The sequence below is a fragment of the Ruegeria sp. AM2 genome, from assembly GCF_056540685.1.
In genome coordinates this window covers 1-22,602 of sequence record NZ_JBQFXE010000013.1, presented here as the reverse complement: position 1 = coordinate 22,602, position 22,602 = coordinate 1, and the positions used below count along the sequence as shown (strand labels likewise).

19 protein-coding genes are annotated in these 22,602 nt (G+C 57.0%); 8 read left to right on the top strand and 11 right to left on the bottom strand.

Going from position 1 to position 22,602, the window contains the following annotated elements; genetic code table 11:
• Positions 1–151: 151 nt before the first annotated feature.
• Genes ACR0CR_RS17995 through ACR0CR_RS17980 form a run of 4 tightly spaced genes read left to right on the top strand, consistent with a single transcriptional unit; the run spans position 152 to position 3,985 of the window.
• On the top strand, positions 152–1,105 hold the full coding sequence (locus tag ACR0CR_RS17995) for a glycosyltransferase family 2 protein (RefSeq protein WP_480601800.1): 954 nt from the start codon (positions 152–154) through the stop codon (positions 1,103–1,105).
• Positions 1,105–2,301 carry a GNAT family N-acetyltransferase gene (locus ACR0CR_RS17990; protein WP_480601797.1) on the top strand — a complete coding sequence of 399 codons (1,197 nt, stop codon included), beginning with the start codon at positions 1,105–1,107 and terminating at the stop codon, positions 2,299–2,301. The genes ACR0CR_RS17995 and ACR0CR_RS17990 overlap by 1 nt, the downstream gene beginning before the upstream one ends.
• Positions 2,298–3,323, top strand: a complete 1,026-nt coding sequence (locus ACR0CR_RS17985) for a lipid II:glycine glycyltransferase FemX (protein ID WP_480601795.1) — start codon at positions 2,298–2,300, stop codon at positions 3,321–3,323. Before ACR0CR_RS17990 ends, ACR0CR_RS17985 begins: the two co-directional genes overlap by 4 nt.
• Positions 3,320–3,985, top strand: coding sequence for a polysaccharide deacetylase family protein (locus ACR0CR_RS17980; RefSeq protein WP_480601792.1), 666 nt, complete (start codon positions 3,320–3,322; stop codon positions 3,983–3,985). The genes ACR0CR_RS17985 and ACR0CR_RS17980 overlap by 4 nt, the downstream gene beginning before the upstream one ends.
• Positions 3,986–3,994: 9 nt before the next feature.
• Here the strand turns inward: ACR0CR_RS17980 and ACR0CR_RS17975 are convergent, their stop codons facing one another.
• Entirely contained in the window at positions 3,995–5,350 is a 1,356-nt protein-coding gene (locus ACR0CR_RS17975; protein WP_480601789.1) for a hypothetical protein, read from the bottom strand.
• Positions 5,351–5,383: 33 nt separating this feature from the next.
• Positions 5,384–6,103 (bottom strand): sulfotransferase family 2 domain-containing protein, encoded by a 720-nt coding sequence (locus ACR0CR_RS17970; protein ID WP_480601787.1) that lies wholly within the window; start codon positions 6,101–6,103, stop codon positions 5,384–5,386.
• Between the two features lie 255 nt (positions 6,104–6,358).
• On the opposite strand from ACR0CR_RS17970, the gene ACR0CR_RS17965 reads away from it, so the two are divergent.
• Positions 6,359–7,219 (top strand): capsular polysaccharide synthesis protein, encoded by an 861-nt coding sequence (locus ACR0CR_RS17965; RefSeq protein ID WP_480601785.1) that lies wholly within the window; start codon positions 6,359–6,361, stop codon positions 7,217–7,219.
• A gap of 10 nt (positions 7,220–7,229) precedes the next feature.
• Here ACR0CR_RS17965 and ACR0CR_RS17960 read toward each other — a convergent pair whose 3' ends face one another.
• Together ACR0CR_RS17960 and ACR0CR_RS17955 are read right to left on the bottom strand one after the other, a co-directional pair.
• Positions 7,230–8,021 (bottom strand): sulfotransferase family 2 domain-containing protein, encoded by a 792-nt coding sequence (locus tag ACR0CR_RS17960; RefSeq protein WP_480601782.1) that lies wholly within the window; start codon positions 8,019–8,021, stop codon positions 7,230–7,232.
• Positions 8,022–8,164: 143 nt separating this feature from the next.
• The gene (locus ACR0CR_RS17955; protein ID WP_480601781.1) at positions 8,165–10,189 is read right to left on the bottom strand and encodes a right-handed parallel beta-helix repeat-containing protein; all 2,025 of its coding nucleotides are present in this window, start codon (positions 10,187–10,189) and stop codon (positions 8,165–8,167) included.
• Between the two features lie 501 nt (positions 10,190–10,690).
• Between ACR0CR_RS17955 and ACR0CR_RS17950 the strand changes: the two genes are divergently transcribed.
• The gene (locus ACR0CR_RS17950; RefSeq protein ID WP_480601779.1) at positions 10,691–11,920 is read left to right on the top strand and encodes a right-handed parallel beta-helix repeat-containing protein; all 1,230 of its coding nucleotides are present in this window, start codon (positions 10,691–10,693) and stop codon (positions 11,918–11,920) included.
• 9 nt (positions 11,921–11,929) lie between these two features.
• Here ACR0CR_RS17950 and ACR0CR_RS17945 read toward each other — a convergent pair whose 3' ends face one another.
• From ACR0CR_RS17945 to ACR0CR_RS17935, 3 genes are all read right to left on the bottom strand, one after another.
• Positions 11,930–13,399 carry a sulfotransferase gene (locus tag ACR0CR_RS17945; RefSeq protein ID WP_480601777.1) on the bottom strand — a complete coding sequence of 490 codons (1,470 nt, stop codon included), beginning with the start codon at positions 13,397–13,399 and terminating at the stop codon, positions 11,930–11,932.
• A complete protein-coding gene (locus ACR0CR_RS17940; protein ID WP_480601776.1) occupies positions 13,396–13,659 on the bottom strand; it encodes a hypothetical protein in 264 nt (87 codons plus the stop codon). The genes ACR0CR_RS17945 and ACR0CR_RS17940 overlap by 4 nt, the downstream gene beginning before the upstream one ends.
• A gap of 173 nt (positions 13,660–13,832) precedes the next feature.
• Positions 13,833–15,296: a glycosyltransferase family 39 protein gene (locus tag ACR0CR_RS17935; RefSeq protein WP_480601773.1), complete on the bottom strand. Its 1,464-nt coding sequence runs from the start codon at positions 15,294–15,296 to the stop codon at positions 13,833–13,835.
• A gap of 646 nt (positions 15,297–15,942) precedes the next feature.
• On the opposite strand from ACR0CR_RS17935, the gene ACR0CR_RS17930 reads away from it, so the two are divergent.
• On the top strand, positions 15,943–17,085 hold the full coding sequence (locus ACR0CR_RS17930) for an arylsulfotransferase family protein (RefSeq protein ID WP_480601771.1): 1,143 nt from the start codon (positions 15,943–15,945) through the stop codon (positions 17,083–17,085).
• A 123-nt stretch (positions 17,086–17,208) separates the two neighbouring features.
• On the opposite strand, the gene rfbA is transcribed toward ACR0CR_RS17930, so the two are convergent.
• From rfbA to rfbC, 4 genes are read right to left on the bottom strand one after another with little or no spacing between them, the layout of a single operon-like run.
• Positions 17,209–18,081 (bottom strand): glucose-1-phosphate thymidylyltransferase RfbA, encoded by an 873-nt coding sequence (rfbA, locus tag ACR0CR_RS17925; protein WP_480601768.1) that lies wholly within the window; start codon positions 18,079–18,081, stop codon positions 17,209–17,211.
• Complete coding sequence (gene rfbD / locus ACR0CR_RS17920) at positions 18,078–18,929, bottom strand: dTDP-4-dehydrorhamnose reductase (protein WP_480601767.1); 852 nt, start codon at positions 18,927–18,929, stop codon at positions 18,078–18,080. Before rfbD ends, rfbA begins: the two co-directional genes overlap by 4 nt.
• The gene (gene rfbB, locus ACR0CR_RS17915; protein ID WP_480601765.1) at positions 18,926–19,966 is read right to left on the bottom strand and encodes a dTDP-glucose 4,6-dehydratase; all 1,041 of its coding nucleotides are present in this window, start codon (positions 19,964–19,966) and stop codon (positions 18,926–18,928) included. The genes rfbD and rfbB overlap by 4 nt, the downstream gene beginning before the upstream one ends.
• A complete protein-coding gene (gene rfbC, locus ACR0CR_RS17910) occupies positions 19,963–20,523 on the bottom strand; it encodes a dTDP-4-dehydrorhamnose 3,5-epimerase (protein WP_480601763.1) in 561 nt (186 codons plus the stop codon). Before rfbC ends, rfbB begins: the two co-directional genes overlap by 4 nt.
• A 564-nt stretch (positions 20,524–21,087) precedes the next feature.
• Here rfbC and ACR0CR_RS17905 point away from each other — a divergent pair.
• Entirely contained in the window at positions 21,088–22,152 is a 1,065-nt protein-coding gene (locus ACR0CR_RS17905; RefSeq protein ID WP_480601761.1) for an arylsulfotransferase family protein, read from the top strand.
• The last annotated feature ends 450 nt before the right edge of the window (positions 22,153–22,602 follow it).

Here is a 22,602-nt window from a genome sequence, read left to right as displayed (position 1 = left end):
TCTATGCGCTGGCAGGAAACCCACCCGGTATGCAGTATTATATCAATACCCAAAATAATATTTGCGGCGACTATAGCTTCAAACCCAAAATCATGTTGCAGTTGCGTAATAGTCGTTCCTTTGTAACCCGTTTAGCAGGATTAACGCTGCCATGTATCCAAATCGCGATCCAGTGCAGTCAGACTGTGCCATTTCCATTGTCATTGTAAGCTGGAACACAAGGGCTATTTTGCGCGATTGTCTCGAATCTATCGCCAATCAAACCACCCTGCCCCATGAGGTGATCGTGGTGGATAATGCCTCGACCGACGGGTCGCAGGACATGGTCCGGCAGAACTTTCCCAACGTGATCCTGATCGCCAATGCCGACAACCGGGGCTTTGCAGCGGCCAATAATCAGGGGCTGGAAATTGCCAAAGGTGACAAGCTTTTGCTGCTCAACCCCGATACGATCATCCTGGATCACGCCATCGACGTCATGAGCGGCTGGCTCGACGCGCATCCGGATGTCGGATGCGTCGGATGCCAAGTGTACGAGGACCCTGAGACCATCCAGCTGACCTGCTTCGCCGATCCCGGACCGCTGAGTCTGGCGGTGATCGAGTTTGGGCTGAAGCGGCTGTTTCCCTGGCCTGAATATGGCGACTGGGCCCGGACAACGCAGCGGGATGTGGATGTAGTTTCGGGCATGTTCATGCTGGTGCCGCGCCCCGTGTTCGAAAAGGTTGGGCTGCTGGACGATGCCTTTTTCATCTATTCGGAAGAGGCTGACTGGTGCCGCCGCATCCGCAATGCCGGGTGGCGCTGTGTCTTCGCGCCCGAGGCCCGGATTCTGCATCTTGAGGGCGGCTCGAAAAGCACTGCCCAGATCAAGTCACGCATGTATGTGCAAAAGCAGAAAAGCAAGACGATCTACGCCCGCAAACACTATGGCCGGGGCGGAGAGCTGCTGACCCGCGCCATCTTTGTCACCAGCGCGTTGCTGCGCGGGGCCGCCTTTGGCGTGCTGGGCCTGCTGCGCGCCACGCCGGACCGTTCGGCCCGCCTGCGGCTGTCGGGGGCGGCGATCCGGTTCCATCTGTTTGGTCAGGAACCGGCTACGTGATGGATGCGGTTTCTGCCAGATCAGATGGCGCGCTCGAATGTCTCGAAGCCCCTGCCCAGACCCTTGCCGCAAGGGCCGAATGGGATGATCTGGTGGTGGCAACCGGCGCCGACATTTATTTCCTGACCGACTGGCAGGCCGCCTGGTGGGACCACTACGGCAAGAGCTTTGCCACCAGCCGCCGCCCGATTTGCCTCATGCTGCGGGACGGGGCCGAGTTGATCGGCGCCCTACCCATTTGCATCGAAACGATCTGGGCCGGGCCGGTTCCCGTGCGCATCGCCCGGCTGGCCGGGGTCGATCCCAATTTCGCGGTCATGGGATTGCCCATTGCCGCTGGTCACGAAGCGGCCGTCCTGCGGGCTGCTTTCGATCACCTGACACAGCAGCTGAACTGCGCCGCCATCAGCCTGTCACCAATGTCCGAGCGGGCAAAGCAGCTCGAAACCCTCCGCACCGCCGAGGGCCTGTCGATACTGCGCGACGACAGCCAGCGCGGGCACACGCTGATGGACCTGCCCGACAGTTTTGACGGCTTCATGAAGGCACTGTCGAAAAGTCGGCGGCGCGAGGTGCGGCGGGATATCAAGCGCCTGACCGAGACTGCGCCGCTCCGCAACACCAGTTCGACCCCGGATACGGTCGGCCCGATGATGGACCGGTTCATCGCCCTGCATACAAAGCAATGGCAGGCCGCCGGAAAGGGCGGGCATTTTTCCGATTGGTCCGTGGCCGCCGCGTTCTACAGGGACCTGCTGCACCGGCTGGGCCCCAAGGGGCAGGCCATGATCGATGAGCAGTGGCAAGGCGACAGGCTGCTGTCGAGCCAGTTGCGCTATACGCTTGGTGACAAGGCCTATTGGTGGCTGAATGCCCGCGAAACAGACTCTGAATTTTCCAAAATCGGGCTGGGGCGCGTCGGGCTGGTCGAACGGGTGGAAGGGCTGATCGGAGAGGGCATCAAGCTGGTCGAGGCCGGAGCCGGGGAATACGAATACAAGTTGAGTTACGGCGGTGAGCTGGTGCCGATCCATAACATCGTGCTGGCCCCGGAGCGCCCCGCAGCGCGGCTGCTGCTGTGGTGGGCGGATGTGCTGCATCTGTTTTACTATCGCGCCTGGTTCCTGAAATTCCGGCCCCGGCTGGGGCTCAGGCCCGGCAGACTCTGGACCAGCTGGATACGGACGCGGCTATGACCACGCCTCTTACGTTGCAAACGGTTGCCGCCGAAGACTGGCCCCGGATCAGTGCCGATTTCCGCGACCTGACTTATGAACAGACCCTGACTTATGCGCAGGCGGCGGCGCAGCGGATCGGGGCCAAGGCGCAGTTTGTCACCCTGTCCGATCCGGCAGGCCAACCGGTTGCCGCCGCCTGTCTGCGCCTCAAACCGGTACCGGGTCTGGGGCGCGGTATCGCCTGGATCGCCGCCGGTCCACTGGTACGGCCCGACACCACGTCCGGGGAACTGGAAACCATCTTTGCCGCCCTGCGCGCCTACGCGCAGCAAAGCGGGCATATCCTGCGGCTGCGGCTGGCCGCTTCAACGCTGCGCGACGTCCCGTCTGTGGACCAGATAGCGGCTGCGGCCGGTTTTGCATCCACCGACCGCTCCTCTCAGTACCGAACGGTGATCATCGATTGCGACCAGGATGAGGACACCCTGATGCGCGCCCTGCACGGCAAATGGCGCAACCCTCTGCGCAACGCCCTGAAATCGGGGATGGAGCTAGAAACCCTGCCGATTGCGGAGTGTGCAGACCGGTTTCACAGCCTCTATCAACAGGTACAGGCCGCCAAAGGGTTCAGCCCGGACATTCCGCCCGAGTTCTACTATCCGCTCACCGGCCCGGATTTCAGTCACGAGGTTCTGTTCGCCCGGCAGGACGGGGCCGATGTGGGGGCCATGACAATCGGGCGCGCAGGGGCCACCGGTGTTTACCTGTTCGGAGCCACGACGGAACCGGGACGGCGGCTCAATGCCGGTCACTACCTGATGTGGCAGGCCATCCTGCACTGCAAGACCCATGGTCTGCGCTGGTTTGATCTGGGCGGCATCAACGCCGACGCCAACCCCAGCGTGACGCGGTTCAAGCTGCGCACGGGCGGCACCGAGGTCACAGCCCCCGGACCTTATGAATTCCAGCCCGCTGGCCTGACCTCGGCCCTGATCCGCACCGCCGAAACGGTCCATACGCGATTGAAGGCCCGGCGATGATTGGTCTGAATTTTCACGGTATTGATGAGCCCCGGCGCAGCTTAGAGACCGGTGAGGCCTCTTATTGGGTTTCATCCCTGCAATTCGATCAGGTCCTGGCGCAGGTGGCCAAAGCGCCTGAGGGGTTCCAGATCACATTCGATGACGGCAACCTGTCGGATCATGACATCGCCCTGCCCGCCCTGATGGACCAAGGGCTGCGGGCGCGGTTTTTCGTGCTGACCGGACGGATCGGAGAGCCCGGCTCGCTGGACATGGCGCATATTCGGGCGCTGTCGGACGCAGGCATGACAATCGGCAGCCACGGCATTGATCACACCGCCTGGCCCACGCTGAACGACGCGGAACTGAAACAGGAGCTGGAAACCTCGCGCGCCCGGCTCGAAGATATCTGCGGGCATGCAATCACCGAGGCGGGAGTTCCCTTTGGCCGCTATGACACGCGGGTGCTGCGGGCGTTGCGGGCCGCCGGATACACAACCGCATGGTCCAGCGATGGCGGCAGTTTCCGGCCTCAGGCCTTTCTACGGCCCCGCACATCCCTGCGCGGTGACATGAGCGATAAGGACGTACAGGCCATCCTGTCAAACCGTATGCCGCCCCTGCGCCGCCTGCGCCGTGCAGTGCGGATGGTTCAGAAACGCTGGATGATCACGGGATGACCCGCAAGGCTATGATGCAGCTTGCGTAGAGGGCTTGGGAAATCTCGTATATCTGATCTCGCGCTTTCTCGGCTTGGGTTCAGCGGTTTCTGACCCGCTTTCCTGCGTGCAGTCGGGATCAGAGAACCACACCCCGGCCCCCAACAGGAACATGAACGCGCAATATGTCGCGTCCCATATGTGAACAGTAAAGGCCGAAACCATCATGCCGGTAAATGCAATCACATACCCCCGCCGCGCCCGGGCGTATTCACCGGTCAGGGGGGTGAAAACGGCTTTCCAGCAGACCACAACACCGGCAAGCGTCAGCATGAACCAGGCCGGGATACCGTAGCGCAACGCCATAAGCAGCCAGAAATTGTCGACGCTCGCCTTCATCCAACGGGGACGGGTCCAGTGCCCTCGCCCGACACCGGTAAACGGGTTTCTGAAAACATCGTCTATCGCCTCGTTGAAAATATGAATTCTGTGCCAGGCGGACCCTTTGGAAAAAGACAGCTCGGACGCGATGATATGAAATGCATTCCGGTTCGAAGCCATCTCGAGCGCGATGTAAAGAGCGCCAAAGAGGATGGCAAAAAGCTTCCAGCGGTTCTTGACGAACTTGATGCGCTTCATCAACTCGTCCCAACCGATAAGGCACGCCTGCAACATCACACCCAGAAACGCCCCGGCAGACAGCGAGCAGAAGACCCCAACCCCTGCAATGAGAGATTTTCTAGCCTGTTTGAACAGGGCCCCATCAGGGCTGAGAGTATACCACGACAGGGCGAAAACGGGGGCACAGAAAACCCCGAACAGGATCGGATGGGGCATCGACACCTGGGCGCGCTCTAGCCCAAGCCGGGGTGACTGTGTGACATCGCTGTAAACCGAAAGAACGCTGCCGAAGAAATCCAGCAGGATCGGAATCCCGGTCAGGTTCTCATAGAACGCGAAAGGCAACAGCGTGGCCACGATCGCAAAATACCACCATACGAAAGTCCGGAACGAGGCAAGGCTTCGGATCAGCACCCGTGCCGCAAGATAGGGGACGACTGTCTCGATCACCAGAATGCCCGCAAATTCGAATTGCGAGCCGATCCCGTGGTTGATGAACAGCGCCCCCGCCATCCACAGGCTTGCGAAAATCATCAAAATGTCCGGGGCACGTACCCGCCCCGACGAACCGTCCAGCCAACGGATCACAAAGGTGAACATAAAAACAAGCAGGTAGACACGATACATGCTCAGCCGGAGGCTACCCAGGAAGAAGTAAAAGGGCATGATAAGCGATATGAGGAACAGCGCGATCAGAAGCCGGTTGGGCGAGGCCTCTGCCACTGCCCCTCGCATCCGGGCTCCGGATTGTGCGGCAAGTGTCATTGCGTCAGACTTTCCTCTTTCTCGCTGGCACCATCATGCGGCAAGGCTGCTCTCAGCTGCTTTGATATCATACATATCCCCAAGAAGAGCGTAATCGGCTTGGGTGATTTGCAACAGTGCATCAATCTGCCGGTGAGTCAGCGAAGTGTCCCGCTGGCTCGTGCCGGATTTGTTCACGTGCTGCCCCGGAAACGGCCTGCCCAACCGACCGCTCAGAAACACGTTCATCTCATCCACCGTCTCAAGCTGGAAGACATGATCGAAAAAGCCGATATCCGGGCCCAGATGCCATGAATAGGGCGTGGTGTGCACGCGGACCGGGCGGCTGACGGCGCGGTAGTGGTGGAAATGATCGATGAACTCGCCAAAGGTCGGATCCAGTGGCAGGCCCTCGTTATCGATGTCCATCTCTTCGTTGCGCCAGCGGAACTGGTTGCGGTGTACCTTGTCCCTCCAGGCTGATTTGATCCTGGCGACCGGATCCCGGACCAGAGTGAAGGTGGCATATCCGTCCGGCACAACAGCCTTGGCAAAAATCTGTGTGCGGTATCCGTCCTGCTCGTGGATATTGCGTGGTTGAACCAGTTTGGCGCGCGCCAGCCGCCAGTGCACATTGTTGACGACGCGCCTGATCCCGCGCCCTTTGAAAGGTTCGCCGTGATCCAGTTCCCAGAATGTTTCCTTCAGACTGCTGCTGCCGACCTTTGTAATATCAAAATAAACGGCTTTCAGAGCCTGCGAGACAACCGCCATAATATCTTACCCTACGGGCCCAGAACCCAATTCCGCTGAATCATACGTTTCTCTGAGCACTGTTTACAATAACTCCACGGATGCGAAGGTATCCTGAGGCCTTTCCCCCAACAATGACTTGCTTCACCCCTTATTGTTGCCGTCCTCTTACTATGAGGTGGAACCAGCGCTGGAAATCGAATGATATACCACGCATCACTGGCGCACCATTCAGGTGGTGATTAGAAGTTTGATATAACGTGTAATGGAGTATGTATGCCCGCCGGTAAGCCCTCGACATGGTTGTTTGTTCTGATTGTGGGTGCCAGAATGCTGCCGACGATCGGACGGCGGGCCCACAAAAAGTTGAATGGGAAACCCAATCACTTTGCACGCTCTGCGCCGCATCCGATTCCCAAATCCATTTGGATTTACTGGGATCGCGGCGAGGAAAACGCCCCAGAGCTTGTCAAAGATTGCATTGCCTCGTGGCGCAAGCATAATTCTGACTGGGATATCCAGGTGTTGGATGCCGAAAGCGCGGCACAGGTCGCCGATTTGCCCCATGACCCGTCGAAACTGCCGGTTCAGTCCTATGCTGACCTGCTACGCCTGCGGCTTCTCAGGCAGCGTGGCGGTGTCTGGGTGGACGCCACGACCTATTGTCTGGCACCTCTCGACAATTGGCTGCCAATGGCAGCGCAACGGGGGTTTTTTGCCTTCACATGGACCAAGAACGACACCTGGTTCACCTGGCCAAACATGCGTCGGTCGATGACCAATTGGTTTCTTGCCTCGGAACCGGGGGGGACCTTCGTGTCCCTTTGGGAGGAGGCCAGTTTCGGCTATTGGGACGGTCGGTCGAAACCGCATAACTATTACTGGCCGCATATCATGCTGGACTATCTGTACCTGACAAGCCGCAGGTTCCGGCGGGCCTTTGACGAGGTTCCCAAAATCAGCTGCTATGGCCCGCACCTCGTGCATGACGCGGTCACACATAACATCAATTTTGAAGAGACCGCCGAGCTGCTCCGGGCGGGCACTGTCCCGGTCCAGAAACTGCGCTGGAACTGGAGCGAAGAACGTATCGCCGCAGCCCGAAAACTGCTGCAGGCGGGCGACGACACCTCCTAATCAGAGACGCCTAAGCGGCCGTTTTCGCCTGAACCTCTTTGTACAAGGCAATGTCGGCGCGATAGTAGCTGGCGATGAACTTTTGCATTTCGGCCTCGTCAAAGACCGACTGCCCGGTGGTGGCAACGGGTTTCATCAGCATCCGCCGCGCTGATTGGCGCAGCGCTTCATGCACCGAACCGGGAAGCACCCGGCGCGCCAGTCCGCTGCCGGCACGAGCGAGGTGCTTAAGCCGCGGGTTGCGAAACACCTGTGTCTTGTTGGCATGCCCAATCTGCAACGTGTCCGCGCCAATATGCCGGGCCAGCGTTCGGGCAAGCAGATCAAGGCGCTCGACCGGGAACAGGTGGCGCACCAGACGGTCCTCACCGATCTGAACAAAGTCCGATTGCCGCGCAAAGTGAATATATTCCGGCGCAACCACCCGGGGCTCTGACAGCAGGTAATCCTGCACCCGGCCAAGCTCGGCGCGCAGCTCATTCTCTCCTAGCTGGGCGAATTCACTGCCCAGATACATCTTGGCTCTTTGCGCCATTGCCGAGCGGAATCTCTGAAACGGGTCGCGCAGCAGGGCATAGCTGTCATAGAGTTTCAGCTTTTCAAAAGCCTCCGGGTCGAGATCGCGTAGCAAATGCAGTGGAAGATGGCGGAAATCGATCTCACCCAGCTCAGGGTGCCGTTCGACCGTTTTCAGAAACCGCTCATCCGCATCATGGTAGGGCAGGACCGCCGCCCGCACCGAGGTTCCGGCGCATTTCGGCACATGTACGAAAACAAATCTGTGGCAGTCGGACAAAATCATGACAGGAAACTCTTAACCCAAGACCCACCATATGCCGGAGTCCTGACAGGTTTGACAATGCACCCGGCGAAAAAGAAAAGGGCAGACCGGAAATCCCCGGTCTGCCCTTTTGCTGCTCTCATTTTAACCAAAGGCTCATGCCATCAGGCTAGGAAATCAACAGATCCACCCAAGGGATCGACAAACTGAACCTCGTCATCGACCGCAAACCCGCCGAGGTCGCCATCGGCATAACGACCGTGGCTAAAGCCAATGTCCCAGCCCCATTCGCGACCACCGGTAAAGTCCAAATCGATATCAGTTCTGTCGAGGACAATCTGACCATCGACCAGAACCTGCAGTCTATCCGCAACCTGGTCGACCATCATGGTGATCTCATGCTCATCGGTATCGTTCAAACCCAGGTTCCCGACATAGAACCCATCGTGGAACTTGCCGTCGTTGTTCTTGACATGGGCCTTCAGGCCATCACCGACCAAAGTCAGCCCCACATGTCCCTTGTTCCAGATCAGGCGTTGCGCAGCACCATCGGCTTCATCCCGTGCAAATTCGACGGTAAAAGCAAGCTGATCGGAATCTTCGAACTGCTTCAACCGCCCAAGCTTTACCTGATCCTTGTACCCATCAAAGTGGACGACAGGCCCGGTTGCCGTATCGACAACATGCGCATCATCCTTCAATTTGCGGCTACCCTCCAATCCGGCGATATCCAACACGAAGTCGTCGAAGACCATCTGGGTTTGCGAGCCGGTCGAGGGCGAGGTACCGGAATTGGTTCCAGTCGAACCTGTAGTGTCATCCACTACCGGGGTCGTGGGGGTTGTCGTGCCGCCGCTAGGCGCCGTCGGGGCAGGTGTGGATGTACCGGAATTGGTTCCGGTCGAACCCGTAGTGTCATCCACTACCGGGGTTGTGGGGGTTGTCGTACCGCCGCTAGGCGCCGTCGGGGCAGGTGTCGTCGTGCCCGTACTGCCCGAACCGCCAGGGTTCGTCACTGTGCTGCTGGAAACACCAACCCAGCTATCATAGTCAAACGGATAGCTGTCAACCAGGCTCGATCCGGCATCCAGCAGGTCCGCCGTGCTGCCGGGGATGATACCATATTGGTTATATCCGTCATTGGCAGCCGTCGCATGATATACAAACTGCGTATCATAGCTATTGGGCTGAACGATCGCATTGTCCTGAACGGTCCAGTTGGCGTTGGGCGCAAGGACCTTGGGACCGACAACGGCAGGCGTGATGTTTTGTTCGATCGTCACATCCTTGGATCCGCCCGTCACAAGGATTTTGGGTATGGCCACGCCGCCGGTCTGACCCGACGGAACTGCGATCAGAGTGTTGTTCGTGATCTCCAGCCCTTCCGTCATGTGCACGGCAAGACCGTTTGCATGCGCATTGTAGATGAGGTTGTTTTCGATCACGACATTGTAGTGCCAGTTCGTTGGATCCTTAAATGTGGCTTTGTCGCCCCCAAACCAGATCCCCTGCGTGTAATCGCCGTCGCCCATATCCAGAACATTGTTGCGGATGATGATGTCGCTGCTGCCGGTCCCGTTCGAGCGCTGAACCTGGATCATGTCGCGGTGATCTTTGGAGCCTGCGGCGCCACCGAAATCATGAATATAGTTGTTCTCGATCACGACATTCTGAACTTCTCCGAGTGAAATGCCGTCCGACCGGATTGTGTGGATGTTGTTGCCCGCGAAGGTGATGTCGCTCGATTTCGAGGCACCCAAAGCTTTCCACCAGGAATGGAATTCGGTGTTGGTGACATCAATATTGCTCGAGCTCCGGATGACCAATCCTTTGCCAAGGCCGGTGCCGCTGCTAAGGTCACCATCGAAAACCGAATTGTCGATGGTAATGTTGTTGCTGCCAGTGATCAGGAATTTATTGGTGGCGGCCTTATCACCCGAACTGTACGTATAATCGAAATTGATCTCGTCGAACGTGATGTTCGACGTATTGGTCAGATACATTTCGGAAAAGCTTGCCTGATTGCTCGGATCGGCGGATTTGATCGTCACGTTTGATGCAAATTGGGTACCTTTGAGGCTGAGCTTCCCATAGTCGCCAGCTGCAAGTAATATCGTTTCCCCACCTGTCGCCTGTGCTAGAGCCTGGTTCAGCTCCGCCGCAGACGTTACCGTGATTGTAGTCGACATATTTCACCTTCTGTTTCATAGGCGCTGTGAGTGGCAGCGCATGAGATCCCGCTCACCCAGGACGGATGGAACAGCCGCACAAGGGCGACAGATTGGCCGGAATATGGCTATGTTTGGAAATTGTTGCCTGTCTTGGGACAATCCTGCCCCACTGCCTTCATTTCCGAGTGAACTCGATACTCGATACCGGGAATTGTTCCACTTCCCTTAGCGGTTGCCGCCGGTTTGCCGAATTGAATCTAGCTCCGCAACAATGGACACAGAATTGCCATTATTCAGGCATTTCCTCGCGTATCTCTGCCGGGCATAGGCGATGAATTGCTCGGTGTCCCTACGTCACCCCGCGCGCGCAGGGTCAAGGCACTGGCGCCGTGCTCATAATACCGTTGTGGACATGGTGCATTCACACCCGTAGCTTTCCTGTGTGATACAGATGATAAAAGCGGGTTTCTCATGCGGCACAGATGCAGCTCCATCGGAATACTGACCTGCGCCTGCTTCGTGCTGTTTGCCCTGTCGATACCGGCCTCAGCCGCCCCGGCCTGCACCGGCACAAAGGTCACGGCAAACGCAACCAATGCCAAAGACGGGCAGATCATCCGCAACTCTTCCGAGCTCTCCTCTGCAGTCAAAAATGCGAAGGGCGGCGAGACATTTGTTCTGGAAGGTGGAAATTACGGCCCTCTGAAAATAGGAAAGGCCTTCAGTAAACCCGTCACCATCCGCTCGGCCAACGCCAGGTCACCAGCCTGCTTTACCGAAATGCGTCTGAACAAAGCAGGCAACATCGCACTGGATGGGCTGGTCTTCGACTATGAGCAGTCGCCTGGGGAAAAAGCCACCGCCAATCGCTTCAGCATCCACGAGAGCCGCGGCATCACCATCACCAATTCAGTATTCGACGGTGGTCACAAATCAGGAGCAGGCCACGGGCGCGGCCTGCGCATCCGAAATAGCGCAAAGATCGACATCAGTGGCTCGATCTTCCGCAAGTGGTGGAAAGCGCTGACAGGCGACAGCGTTGTCGACCTTACGATCCGCGGCAATGAGTTTACCGACATCCGTTCAGATGGCATCGCGCTTGGCGTGATCGACGGGCTGATGATCGAGGCCAACCACATGCACAATTTCCGCGGTGTGAAGGGTAAAGATCACCGTGACATGATCCAAATTCTACGCAGCTCGAACCGGCGCAGCACGGATATCACGATCCGGAACAATATTTTTGACATGGGTGCCGGGGATTATGCCCAAACAATCTGGATGGGGGGTGACGGCAAGAATCTGGGCGATCCGATGCTGCGCCACCAGAATGTGCTGATTGAAAACAACGTCATTTACAATTCGCACGTCCATGGGATTTCGGTAGCTGCGATCGACAATCTTTCAATTCGCAAGAACTCAGTCATCCGGATCCACCGGCCCGAAAAAAATAGAAAAGTCACAATTCCACGTATCAGAGTCTCTCCCGGTTCAACCTCTGTGGTGATCGAACAAAACGCGGTTGCCGGCATCACCGGTTACAAGAACCAACCGGACTGGGCCATTCTCAACAACGCCATCATTCAGGACAAATCCCCCGGGCAACCCGGCTATTACGACCGTGAATTTATCTATTATGCAACCGGAGCAGCCAACGGTTACAATGAATATGGCGTACGACCCGGCGGCAGTATCGCCCAGCTCAATGCCGGTTCAACACTTGTCAAAAACTATCCGACACGGCGATAGCTCGTCGGCTCAGGTACCGCGCACGCGCTCTTTCAGCGCTTCATACACGTCCATCGCCTCGCGGAACTTCTCCGGATCAAAATCTCCGGTCTCCGCCTCATCCTGCTTCGAATGGAAATAGCGTTCGAAAACCTGTCCACCCGGTTTGAGGTCAAGCGCATGATACAGGCTCGTCATCGTGCTGCCAGGGGACATACGCAAATCGTCCTGCAGAAGAAGGATGCATTTATCCTTGTACTCAAGCACATGACGAAACGCGTGTGTCCAGTAATCCAGCCAGTAATCCGCCGTATCCGCGTCTTGCCCTTCGGGATCGAACCCCGGAAACAGAAAGGGCTTGTGGATCTTCCCGAACTCGTAATGGCCGATATCGCCCATGTAGCGGGCGATGAACGCGTCCTCGGATTGTTGCTTGCAGAAGTTTCTGTGCTGCCGCAGCAAGGAGTGGGCATGGCTTTCCGGACGTCGAACCGGCACCACGATCCTGCAATCGGGAAAGGCGTTCAGCAGATACGGAATTCGGGCAATATTGGCGTTGTTCTTCGAGCAATAGCGCGTTTTGGGCGCGCCCTCTGCCTGCACCGTCCGCGCACGCACGATCTTGGTCATGTGGCGGCGCATGAACTGATCCGCCCCCTGATCCGTTTCCTCAGCCGTCCAAAGCGGGATCGACGCGCCCTGATACTTCTTCGACCAGAACATTTTCCAAATGACTTCCTCGAACGCCTCCGGGCTATCCAGATCAATCTCAAGCCCGTCGCCATGGGCGCGTTGGCGCCGGCTCACCCCTCGCTTTTGCCCTCCGGCCAGCCTGTTCCACAGAAGGGGCGCGGTCAGAAAAGGCATGTCCCGGTAGATATGGGTCGCAATATCCGGCGCATCATGCAGCGCGTTCAGAACCGCCGTGGTGCCCCCACGCGCCAGAGATGTGACGAAAATCGGCTGTCGAGCCTCATCCGCTTTGGCTTGCGATGGTAGTTTTTCTTCGGCCCAGGACGCCGCCTTTAGAACCGCCGGACTTGAGAACGCCAGATTATGCACGAATTGCTCGACCGGCGAATATAACGTGCCGTCCGCCTCTTGCACTTTGGGGCCCGCACGAAACCGCTGAACGATCTTCACCGCAACGATCGCCCCGACCGAAACGATGACAATGTAGTCAAGCCGCAGCATGACATCGAAAACCGCGCTGCTGGACGTCAGCCCGAGAAACTCGGCCAGGTATATGGGCAAAGCCGCTGCGGCCAACGCCAGCACAACCCGCCAGGCCAGGTTGAAACCGCCAACAATCAGCTTAATCCCGGCGCGCCGCACCGCCTGTTCCTTGGCATCATCGGACAGCTGACTGTCCACCAAAGAGGCTACGCCCGACATGCTTGTGCTTACCACGTCGTTTGCGGCCTCAAAGATATGAGTGCGCCAAAGAACGAATGCGAACCCGCCGACCGCCAACAGTGAAACGGCAACAATAAGTATCATTGCGTCGGATCAAGCTCGTTATTTGCCTTGGCACCTTCCTTGCGGCCCTTGAGCATCCGTTTCAGCGGGAACCACACGAGTCCGACAATGAGGAAAAGAACACCAAGGATAACGGCAATCGTAACAGCAATCGCCCCCAGACCCGCGCCGGGGCCGATATAGGCAAATGCCGGGTTCGGAAGAACCAGCAACAGCGCCCCTACATATAACAGCGACACGGTCTTGATGTGCCTGATGCGATCTTCCGTAAATATTTTCATGACATGTATTCCTCTCATCCAGTTTCAAAGAATCTTGATGTATCTAAATTCGAATTGTTTGATCCTTCAACGAAATTGCCGTCGAAACGCTTAACATATTCCCACACCAAATCTCTTCTGTCATTCACCTCTGACATCCTTCGGATCTCAAAATTCCAGATTTCATATGGCCCTCACCTGCGCCGGTAGACAAGAACCCGGCCATCCCCAAGCGTCCCGTCAAATGTCTGAATAAGCTCCAGGTTCCCTTCGGCGTCCTGCCCCAACTGTGGAATGGTCCGGAACATTCTGCCTGGAAACAGAACGACCAGTGCCACCGGCCCGGGTTGGGTCATTGCTGCCGAATAGCCTTCGGAATCGCCGATGGTTGTCCAATCGGCATTGAAATGGCTTTCGAAGAGGGGACCGCCTGGGTTGATGGCATAGATCCGTTCAGACGGGGTGCGCGTCTCTTCGACAAGCGCAAAGGCACCGGCCAGATCCTGTTTGGGTGCCGCATAGTTTCGCTGCACCAGAAACAGGGAAACCCCGATCATTGCCACAACGCCTATGGCGAACAGCAGGCCTCTGATGTGCGGGCGCCCCAATACGCGCGCCACCACATCTGCACCGTACCGGCACCCGATGACCGCAAGGATGATGACAAGGCCAATGTCGATAAAGAAGAACCTTGGCCAGATCCGCATGCCAAGCGCCAGAAGGATGACCAGCGTCACACCAATGTGCACAACGATGGCGGGAAAGAACAACGGCTGCGTCGCGTGCGCTGCCACCGCGCCAAACGCAAGCGCGACCAACCCGCCGACCGCAACGATCAGTGGCAGAGGGCCAGTACTCCCGACTGCCGTCCGCAGGCCCTCGACAATTGTCCAGAGCGGGTTCTGATATTCCTGCATCGTATCAACGGCTGATGTGGCCGCAACATCGCCCACGGTGCCCGCGATACTTGGCAAGATCGGCAGATATGCCAGCAGGATCAACGCAATCGCAATCGCAACACCCGTCAACGGCCGCAGCACCCAATCGCGGGTCAGCGGCCCCCGTCCGAACCCGGTAATCAGGGACATCAGCCACACCAACCCCAGTGCGACAAAGAAAAACGCGCCCGTCAGATGCGTGAAAACAGCCGCTGCAGCGGTCAGTCCAAAAGCAACCCATATGCCGAAAGTCGGACGGCGAACGCCCCGCAGAAAGAAAATCAGGCCAAGCGTGCTCCAGAAAGCAAGCTCGGTGTATCCGCGGGCATTCTGCGAAAACCAGACCTGGTGATAAGATAAAGCCACAAGCAAAGCGGAAACATGTGCGATCCGCGCGCCCGCAATGTTTTTTGCCAGCCACCAGATCGCGCCGACAACACCCACCCCGAACAGGACCGCCGGAAAGCGGTAGGCCCATACCTGATCCCCAAAGATCTGGGACATCAGCTTGGCCTTCATGCTAAAAAAGTAGTGATGGTTCATCGAGTAATCGCGCATCATTTCCCCCCAGGGGAGACCTACATGCGTATCGACGGTTCGAATCTCATCATACCATAGCGGCGCGTTCAGCCCGGCGGTTCTGAGCACCGCCGCAAGAAAGAGGATGAACAGAAGCACTGCCAGATCATTGCGGCCAAGGGTGGGGGCCTGCTGGTTCATAAAGGCTTCTCCGGTCACACTCGTAAATTCAGGCCGTCAAAAAATAACCTGACCCTGTGCAGGGCTGGCACAATTGCCGCCTCGGCCGTTTCGATTATTCCCGTTCCCATAGCGGGCGTCGAAACGAATGTGTGACGACGGGTACATTTCAACAAGAAGCGTTGCCAAAGTGAATACATTTTAGGCATCCTTCAATAATTGTTGAAAAATCAGTGACGAATTTCCGTGAGGCCATCAGACCGCTTTGCTGCATGCGGTGGGATCATGGCATGGTTGGTCCGATCATTCGTTTGTGGGCGGACGCGTCAACAGATTGTGCCGTGATCGGCTTCTGAACCGATAGATGAAACCGGCTGCTACATAAACGATTGCCCGGCCCCAAATTAAGACCGGTTGCAATGAATGGAATCATTGGCCACGTTGTGCATCAATGACGCGCCTTTAGGACGTTAGTAGTTTTATGCGGTTGTCCGGTTTCTCTAAAAGGAGCATAAAAATCCGCCTTTCTGTAGTTATTTCCGCAGCGTGCGGCATCGCGCTGGCCTTTCTGGTAGGTGTTGCATTCGGCCATTTCAAAATTCCACCTCAGCCACAGCTGCAGCTTGGGATTCGGACGTTGAAAATCCTTAGGCAGGAAGGTCTTGCCATGCTGGGTATCCGTCCGACCCAGCATATGGGAACCTTGGCCTTGCCGCCGGATTGGGACCCGAGAATCGAACCTTCGGAAATGCAGCCCGGGGTTACATTCCTTGTCAGCGTATTTGATGGCCGTCTGACCGCACGCCTGTATGGGATGGACGGCTCTGTCTTACATGAATGGCCCGTCGATTTCTTTGAACTTGCACGGGAAAACGCCACACATAAGGCGGCACATAAGTTTCATGCACTCATACATGGGGCGGCACTTTTGCCCAACGGCGATATGGTTGCCAATCTGGACGGGCGGGGGGCTTACCGGATTTCCTCTTGCGGAGACATCGTATGGAAGAACGACAACCGCTCGCATCATGCTTTGACACTCGATGATTCCGGCGGCTTCTGGACACCTGTCTATGTCGACCGATACGCGCCAAACACATTGGTACGAGGTGCGGATGGATTTAACTTTGACGCCATCGCTCGGTTCGATCTGGAAACCGGTGAGCAGACGGATCTGATCGATCTCGTAAAGGTCCTGACAGATGACAGGCTGGAAGGCCTGATGGCAATACGGCCCGTTCGCGAGGACGTGGCCCATCTGAACGATGTCGAGGTTCTGAGCGCGGAAATTGCGGATGCGTTCCCGGGCTTTAATGCAGGGGATCTGCTTCTCAGCTTCCGGCATTTTAACCAGATCTGGGTGCTTGATGGAGAAAGCCACAAGCTGAAATGGTACATGACCGGGCCCATGATCGGGCAGCATGACCCCGATTTTCAGCCGGACGGGACGATCACTGTCTTCGACAACCGGGCCGGCGGCACATCGCTTGCATCCAACGGGTTCCGGGGGGATCTGGGGGGGAGTCGCGTGTTGAAAATCGATCCCGTATCGCGCGATGTCACCACTATCTTCGACGGATCCGGCAAGGAGACCTTCTATTCCCATTATCGCGGCAAGCATCAGATGCTTGCAAACGGGAACATTCTGCTGGCTGAGACCGACGCAGGGCGCGCTTTTGAGGTTACTCCGGATGGTGAAGTCGTCTGGGAAGTCATCAATTCCAACGGGGATGATACCGTGTTTTGGATGATGGATGCTTTGCGCTATCCATTATCCTATGGTGATTTTGTTGAGGCAGGCTGTCCTTGAAGCAATCTTCCGGGAAATGCCGCCGCCTCTGCCCGAATAGCAAAAGCATCATGGGCCACACCCAACGATGAGAAAACGTTGACGGAAAGGCCCTGACGGTCGGGGCCAAGCCCACCCAGTCCTCTATTTCAGCAAGCCGTCCAGATGAGCCCCATATTCGTTCTTCGCGAACATCTCGGCCCGCTGGCGCAACTGTTCCTCGTTGATCCACCCCTGCTGCCAGGCGATCTCTTCGGGGCAACCGGTCTGTAGCCCCTGGCGCTCTTCGAGCGTCCGCACAAAATTGCCCGCATCAAGAAGGCTGGCATGAGTGCCGGTGTCCAACCAGGCATAGCCACGCCCCATGGTTTCGACCCTAAGCTGGCCTTTTTCCAGGTACATCTGCAGCAGGTCGGTGATTTCCAACTCACCACGCGGAGAGGGTTTTACCTGTCTGGCACGTTCAGGCGCGGTGCCATCAAGAAAGTACAGACCCGTCACCGCATAGTTCGATGGAGGAACGGCTGGCTTTTCCACGATATCTCTTGCGCGCCCATCCCCATCAAAGGCGACCACGCCATAGCGTTGGGGGTCGGCAACGTGATAGCCGAACACCGTTCCGCCCTTGGCATGTTGGTCAGCCGCCGCAAGCAACTTGGGCAGGCCGTGACCAAAAAAGATGTTGTCCCCCAGAACCAGCGCCGATGACGCCCCGGCCAGAAACTCTTCGGCCAGGATAAAAGCCTGCGCCAGCCCATCGGGGCTGGGCTGCACCACATAGGTCAGGCTGACCCCCCACTGGCTGCCATCCCCCAGCGTGCGCTTGAACTGGTCCTGATCCTGCGGCGTGGTGATGACGCAGATGTCGCGAATACCCGCCAGCATCAGCACCGACAGCGGATAATAAATCATTGGTTTGTCATAAAGCGGCAGCAACTGTTTCGAAACAGCCATCGTGATCGGATACAGCCGGGTGCCCGATCCGCCCGCAAGTATGATGCCTTTGCGTGTCGTCATGATGCGTTTTCCAAATCTCTCAGAATAGCTCTTAAACCCTGCCGCCAATCCGGGCGTGTAATGCCAAAAGTTGTTTGCAGTGAGGAGCAATCAAGGCGGGAATTCAATGGGCGGCGCGCGGGGGTGGGATATTCGCCAGACGGGATGTCCGTTACATCACAATCAGTCTCTAATTCAGTGAAAATCGCACGTGCGAACTTGGCCCAGCTGACATCCGGCGCGCCTGCAAAGTGGTAGATACCCGCCTTGCCCGCATCTTCAGTCAGTTGCTGCGCCATGGACAGGCAGGCTGCCGCAATGTCCCGCGCAGGGGTCGGGCCGCCGATCTGGTCGGCCACAATCGATAGATGGTCCCGCTCCGCCCCCAGCCGCCGCATCGTCTTGACGAAGTTGTTGCCATGGGCGGACACCACCCAGGAAGTGCGCAGAATGGCATAGCAGCCACCACATCGGGCGATGCCCTGCTCTCCGGCCAGTTTCGAGCGCCCATAGCCCCCCAGCGGCCCAGTCGGATCGGTCGGGGTCCAGGGGACCTCACCGGATCCATCAAACACGTAATCCGTCGAAATAGAGACGAAAGGGATGCCTAGCACAGCACATTCCCGGGCCATCGCGGCAGGCGCGTCCGCGTTGATGACGGTTGCCAACGCCTCTTCTTCTTCGGCCCGGTCCACGGCCGTATAGGCGGCGGCGTTGATCACCGCCTGCGGCGCGGCTGAACGGATGGCCGCCGCGCATGTTTCGGGCTGTTCCAGGTTCGCCACAGAGCGATCCAGACATGTTACACCCGCATGCCTGGCCAGTTCCCGTGCTACCTGCCCGGTTTTGCCAAAGACAAGGACAGTCATGCCTTCACACCCAAGCGCTTGCCTACACCGTCACGATCTTGCAGCGCCCGCCACCAGCTTTCATTGTCCAGATACCACTGAACGGTTTTCTCCAGCCCCTCTTCGACACTGACCGAAGGCCGCCAGCCCAGCTCTTCCCGGATGCGGGTCGGGTCGATGGCGTAACGCGCATCATGGCCCGGGCGGTCGGCGACAAAGGTGATCAATTCTGCATAAGGCGCTGGACCGGGGCGCAGGCGATCCAGGATAGCACACAACATCTGCACCAGTTGCAGGTTGGTACATTCGTTTTCGCCACCGATATTGTAGCTGCGCCCGACCTGGCCTTTCCGGAGCACCAGCAGCAGCGCCTCAGCGTGGTCTTCGACGTATAGCCAGTCTCTGACATTGGACCCATCACCATAAATCGGCAGTGGACTACCGGCCAGAGCGTTCAGGATAATGACTGGGATCAGCTTTTCCGGAAAATGATAGGGCCCGTAATTGTTCGAACAATTCGTCAGAACCACCGGCAGGCCATAGGTTTCCCCCCACGCGCGCACCAGATGATCGCTGGCGGCCTTGCTGGCCGAATAGGGCGAGCGGGGATCATAGGGGGTCTCTTCGGTGAACTGCCCGGTTGGCCCCAGCGAGCCATAGACCTCATCGGTCGAGATGTGATGAAACCGGAAACTATCCGCTCTGCCCTGCTCTTCCCAGTACTCTCTTGCCGCTTCAAGCAATGTGTAGGTGCCGGTTACGTTGGTCTCGATAAAAGCACCGGGCCCGTCGATCGACCGGTCCACATGGCTTTCCGCCGCCAGATGCATGACCGCGTCCGGAGTATGGTCGGCCAGCGCCCGATTCATGGCAGCTCGATCCCGAATATCAGCCTCTAAGAAGGTGTAATTGGGATTACTCGCCACTTCGGCCACGTTGTCTAGGCAGGCCGCGTAGGTCAGCGCGTCCAGATTGACCACCTGATGCCCGTCTGCAATCGCACGCCGCACCACGGCCGAGCCGATAAAACCGGCACCCCCTGTCACCAGAAGCTTCACAAGATACTCTCCCAGACAAACGGGCTGTCAAAATCGGCGAAGTCGGGGGCTGCCGCGTCCTTGCCGGACAGCACCGGATCACCATCAAGCCCCCAGTCGATACCACAACTGTCCCAGCGCACGCCCCCGTCGCAATCAGGCGCATAGTAATCCGTGCATTTGTAGCAGATCTCGGTATCTGGTGCCCGCGTGACAAAGCCGTGTAGAAACCCTTTGGGCACCAAAAGCTGTTTTCCGTTCTCGGCGGTCAGATCGATACCCAACCACTGCCCATAGGTCGGCGAGCCCTTGCGGATATCGACCACCACATCGAACAACGCACCCTGCCCGCAACGCACCAGCTTGTCCTGCGCATGGGGAGGTGATTGGAAATGCAAACCCCGAAGAGTGCCGGGAATGGCTGAAACCGAATGGTTATCCTGTACGAAATCCAAGCTAATTCCGCGTGCTTCCAAGGTTTTTCGGCTCCAGGATTCCGAGAAAAAGCCGCGCTCATCACCGAACCGCATTGGCGTCAGGATCAAGACGCCGGACAGGGCAGTTTCATCAATCTGCATCCACTCGAAACCCGTTTTAATACAACATGTTCATAGCAACTGAATATTTGTCTGTCATGAATGGCCTGTGAATAGAACCGTTATAATGCGCCGCACATAAGATTCATGCACTCATACATGAGGCTGCGAACGGAACAGCCCTCTGCCACGATGGCTACGACGGTTTCGCATCCGGAATCCGCATCAGGCACCGATCCGTTTCGGAAAGCTTAGCCCTGCTTTTCCACGCAAGCAAAAGGGCACGAACAATCCAGGGTATTTGAACGGAAAGGTCAGCGTTCAGCGCTAATTTCAGCACTCCGGAACTCCTGCGTTGACTTGGTCCAGATTGCGGATGACAAATACGCAGTAACGATTTTAGTCTGAGTTTCGCCAATGCGTATTGTTTCATATATCTCCGCAGTCTTACTCGTTGGTATCCTTTCTTTTGTTACAGGCATGTGGGCGACCCACAAAAATTGGGCGCCCTGGAAGACCTTTTCCGAAGCCAAGGAAGCCTTCAAATCGTGGAGGGCCACCGGATATATCATCCCGGACGGAACCTATCTCCGCCGTCCAGACCGGATGCCATCGGATTCATACGTCGCGCACCAGCCTGACAAGATCGCGCCCGGTTACGTTCTGATCAATCGGATCTCCAATCCCGAGCCTGGCTTTCAGACCGACCTCATCGATACCGAAGGCAATGTGCTGCACACGTGGAAGATCGACTATTCGAAGATTATTGAAGGCAGCAAGCAAGCCGAATTCGTTCACGCTGTTCGCCCCCTGCCCGATGGGTCGATCCTTGCCAATTTCGACGACGGCATAGGCATGGCAAGGCTTGATGCCTGCGGTGACGTCGTATGGCGGCGCACAGATATGGTGTTTCACCATTCACTGACCGAAGATCCCGACCTTGGCGGGTTCTGGACCTGGACCTCCAAAATCTGGGATGGCGGACACGATCAACAGATGACCCGGATCGACACGGAGACCGGAGAAACACTTGAGAGCATCGACCTGGCGCAAGACGTAATTCTTCCGGATCCCGAGGCGCAACTGGCCTTCCGAATTCCCAACGGTTTCAAATGGCGCTGGGATGCGGAGACCGATGAGATCCCGGACATCATTCACCCCAATGACGTCGAAGTCCTGCCTGCCGCATGGGCCGACGCATTCCCTCAATTCTCTGCCGGCGATCTGATCATGTCGCACCGATCGATCGATCTTGTCGGTGTTGTCGACCGCAAAACGAAACGTCTGAAGTGGTACAAGGCAGGCCCGTGGGAACATCAGCACGATGCTGATTTTCACCCTGATGGCACGATTACGGTATACTCGAACAATACTCATCGCCGCCGGTCCTCCATTATCGAAATGGACCTGACCACCGGTGAAGTGCGCGACAAATTCGCTGGATCCGAATTGGTCTTCGACAGTGTGATCATGGGACAACAGGAGCGGTTGCCCAATGGCAATTGGCTGATTGCGTCACCGATGGAAGGCCGGGTGATCGAAGTGACGGCAGATGGGGATTTGGTGCGCGAAATGTCGAACATACTGACCGACGATTACAATTCGATCATCACAACGGCTGTTCACGTTCCGCCCGATTACTTTGACGCCTTACCGTCCTGTGACTTTTGAGAAGCCTGCGGGTTTGCTATGAACCCAGTACGAGTTTGGCAACTGTATTTATCATGTAAGCTCGACCCAGGGGCTCTTGGAAATCGATCCATACTTGCCCCTCCCTTCAGCACAACTACGCGCGGCAGACTGACAAGCTTAAAGGGCGCAAATTGAATGTATCGATTGCGCCGGTCTGCTTGAAGAAGACGTGTCGAGGCATATCGGTTTACATTCCTGAAAATCGACAACTTGAGTGGCGGCTCTGTCAGGATAACTCCGTAGCAGAAATTTAATATATTTAATTTCCGTAAGTTATGGCCGTAAATGCGCAATATGGTATTTTTTTGCTCATGACAATTGGACTACGATCTACTTGCCATTTATCTTCGATAAGTACCCCTTATCATGAGCATTTGATTTGGCCGAAAAATGCGCGCAGAATGGCCCCATGAAGCCCCCCGCGCCCTA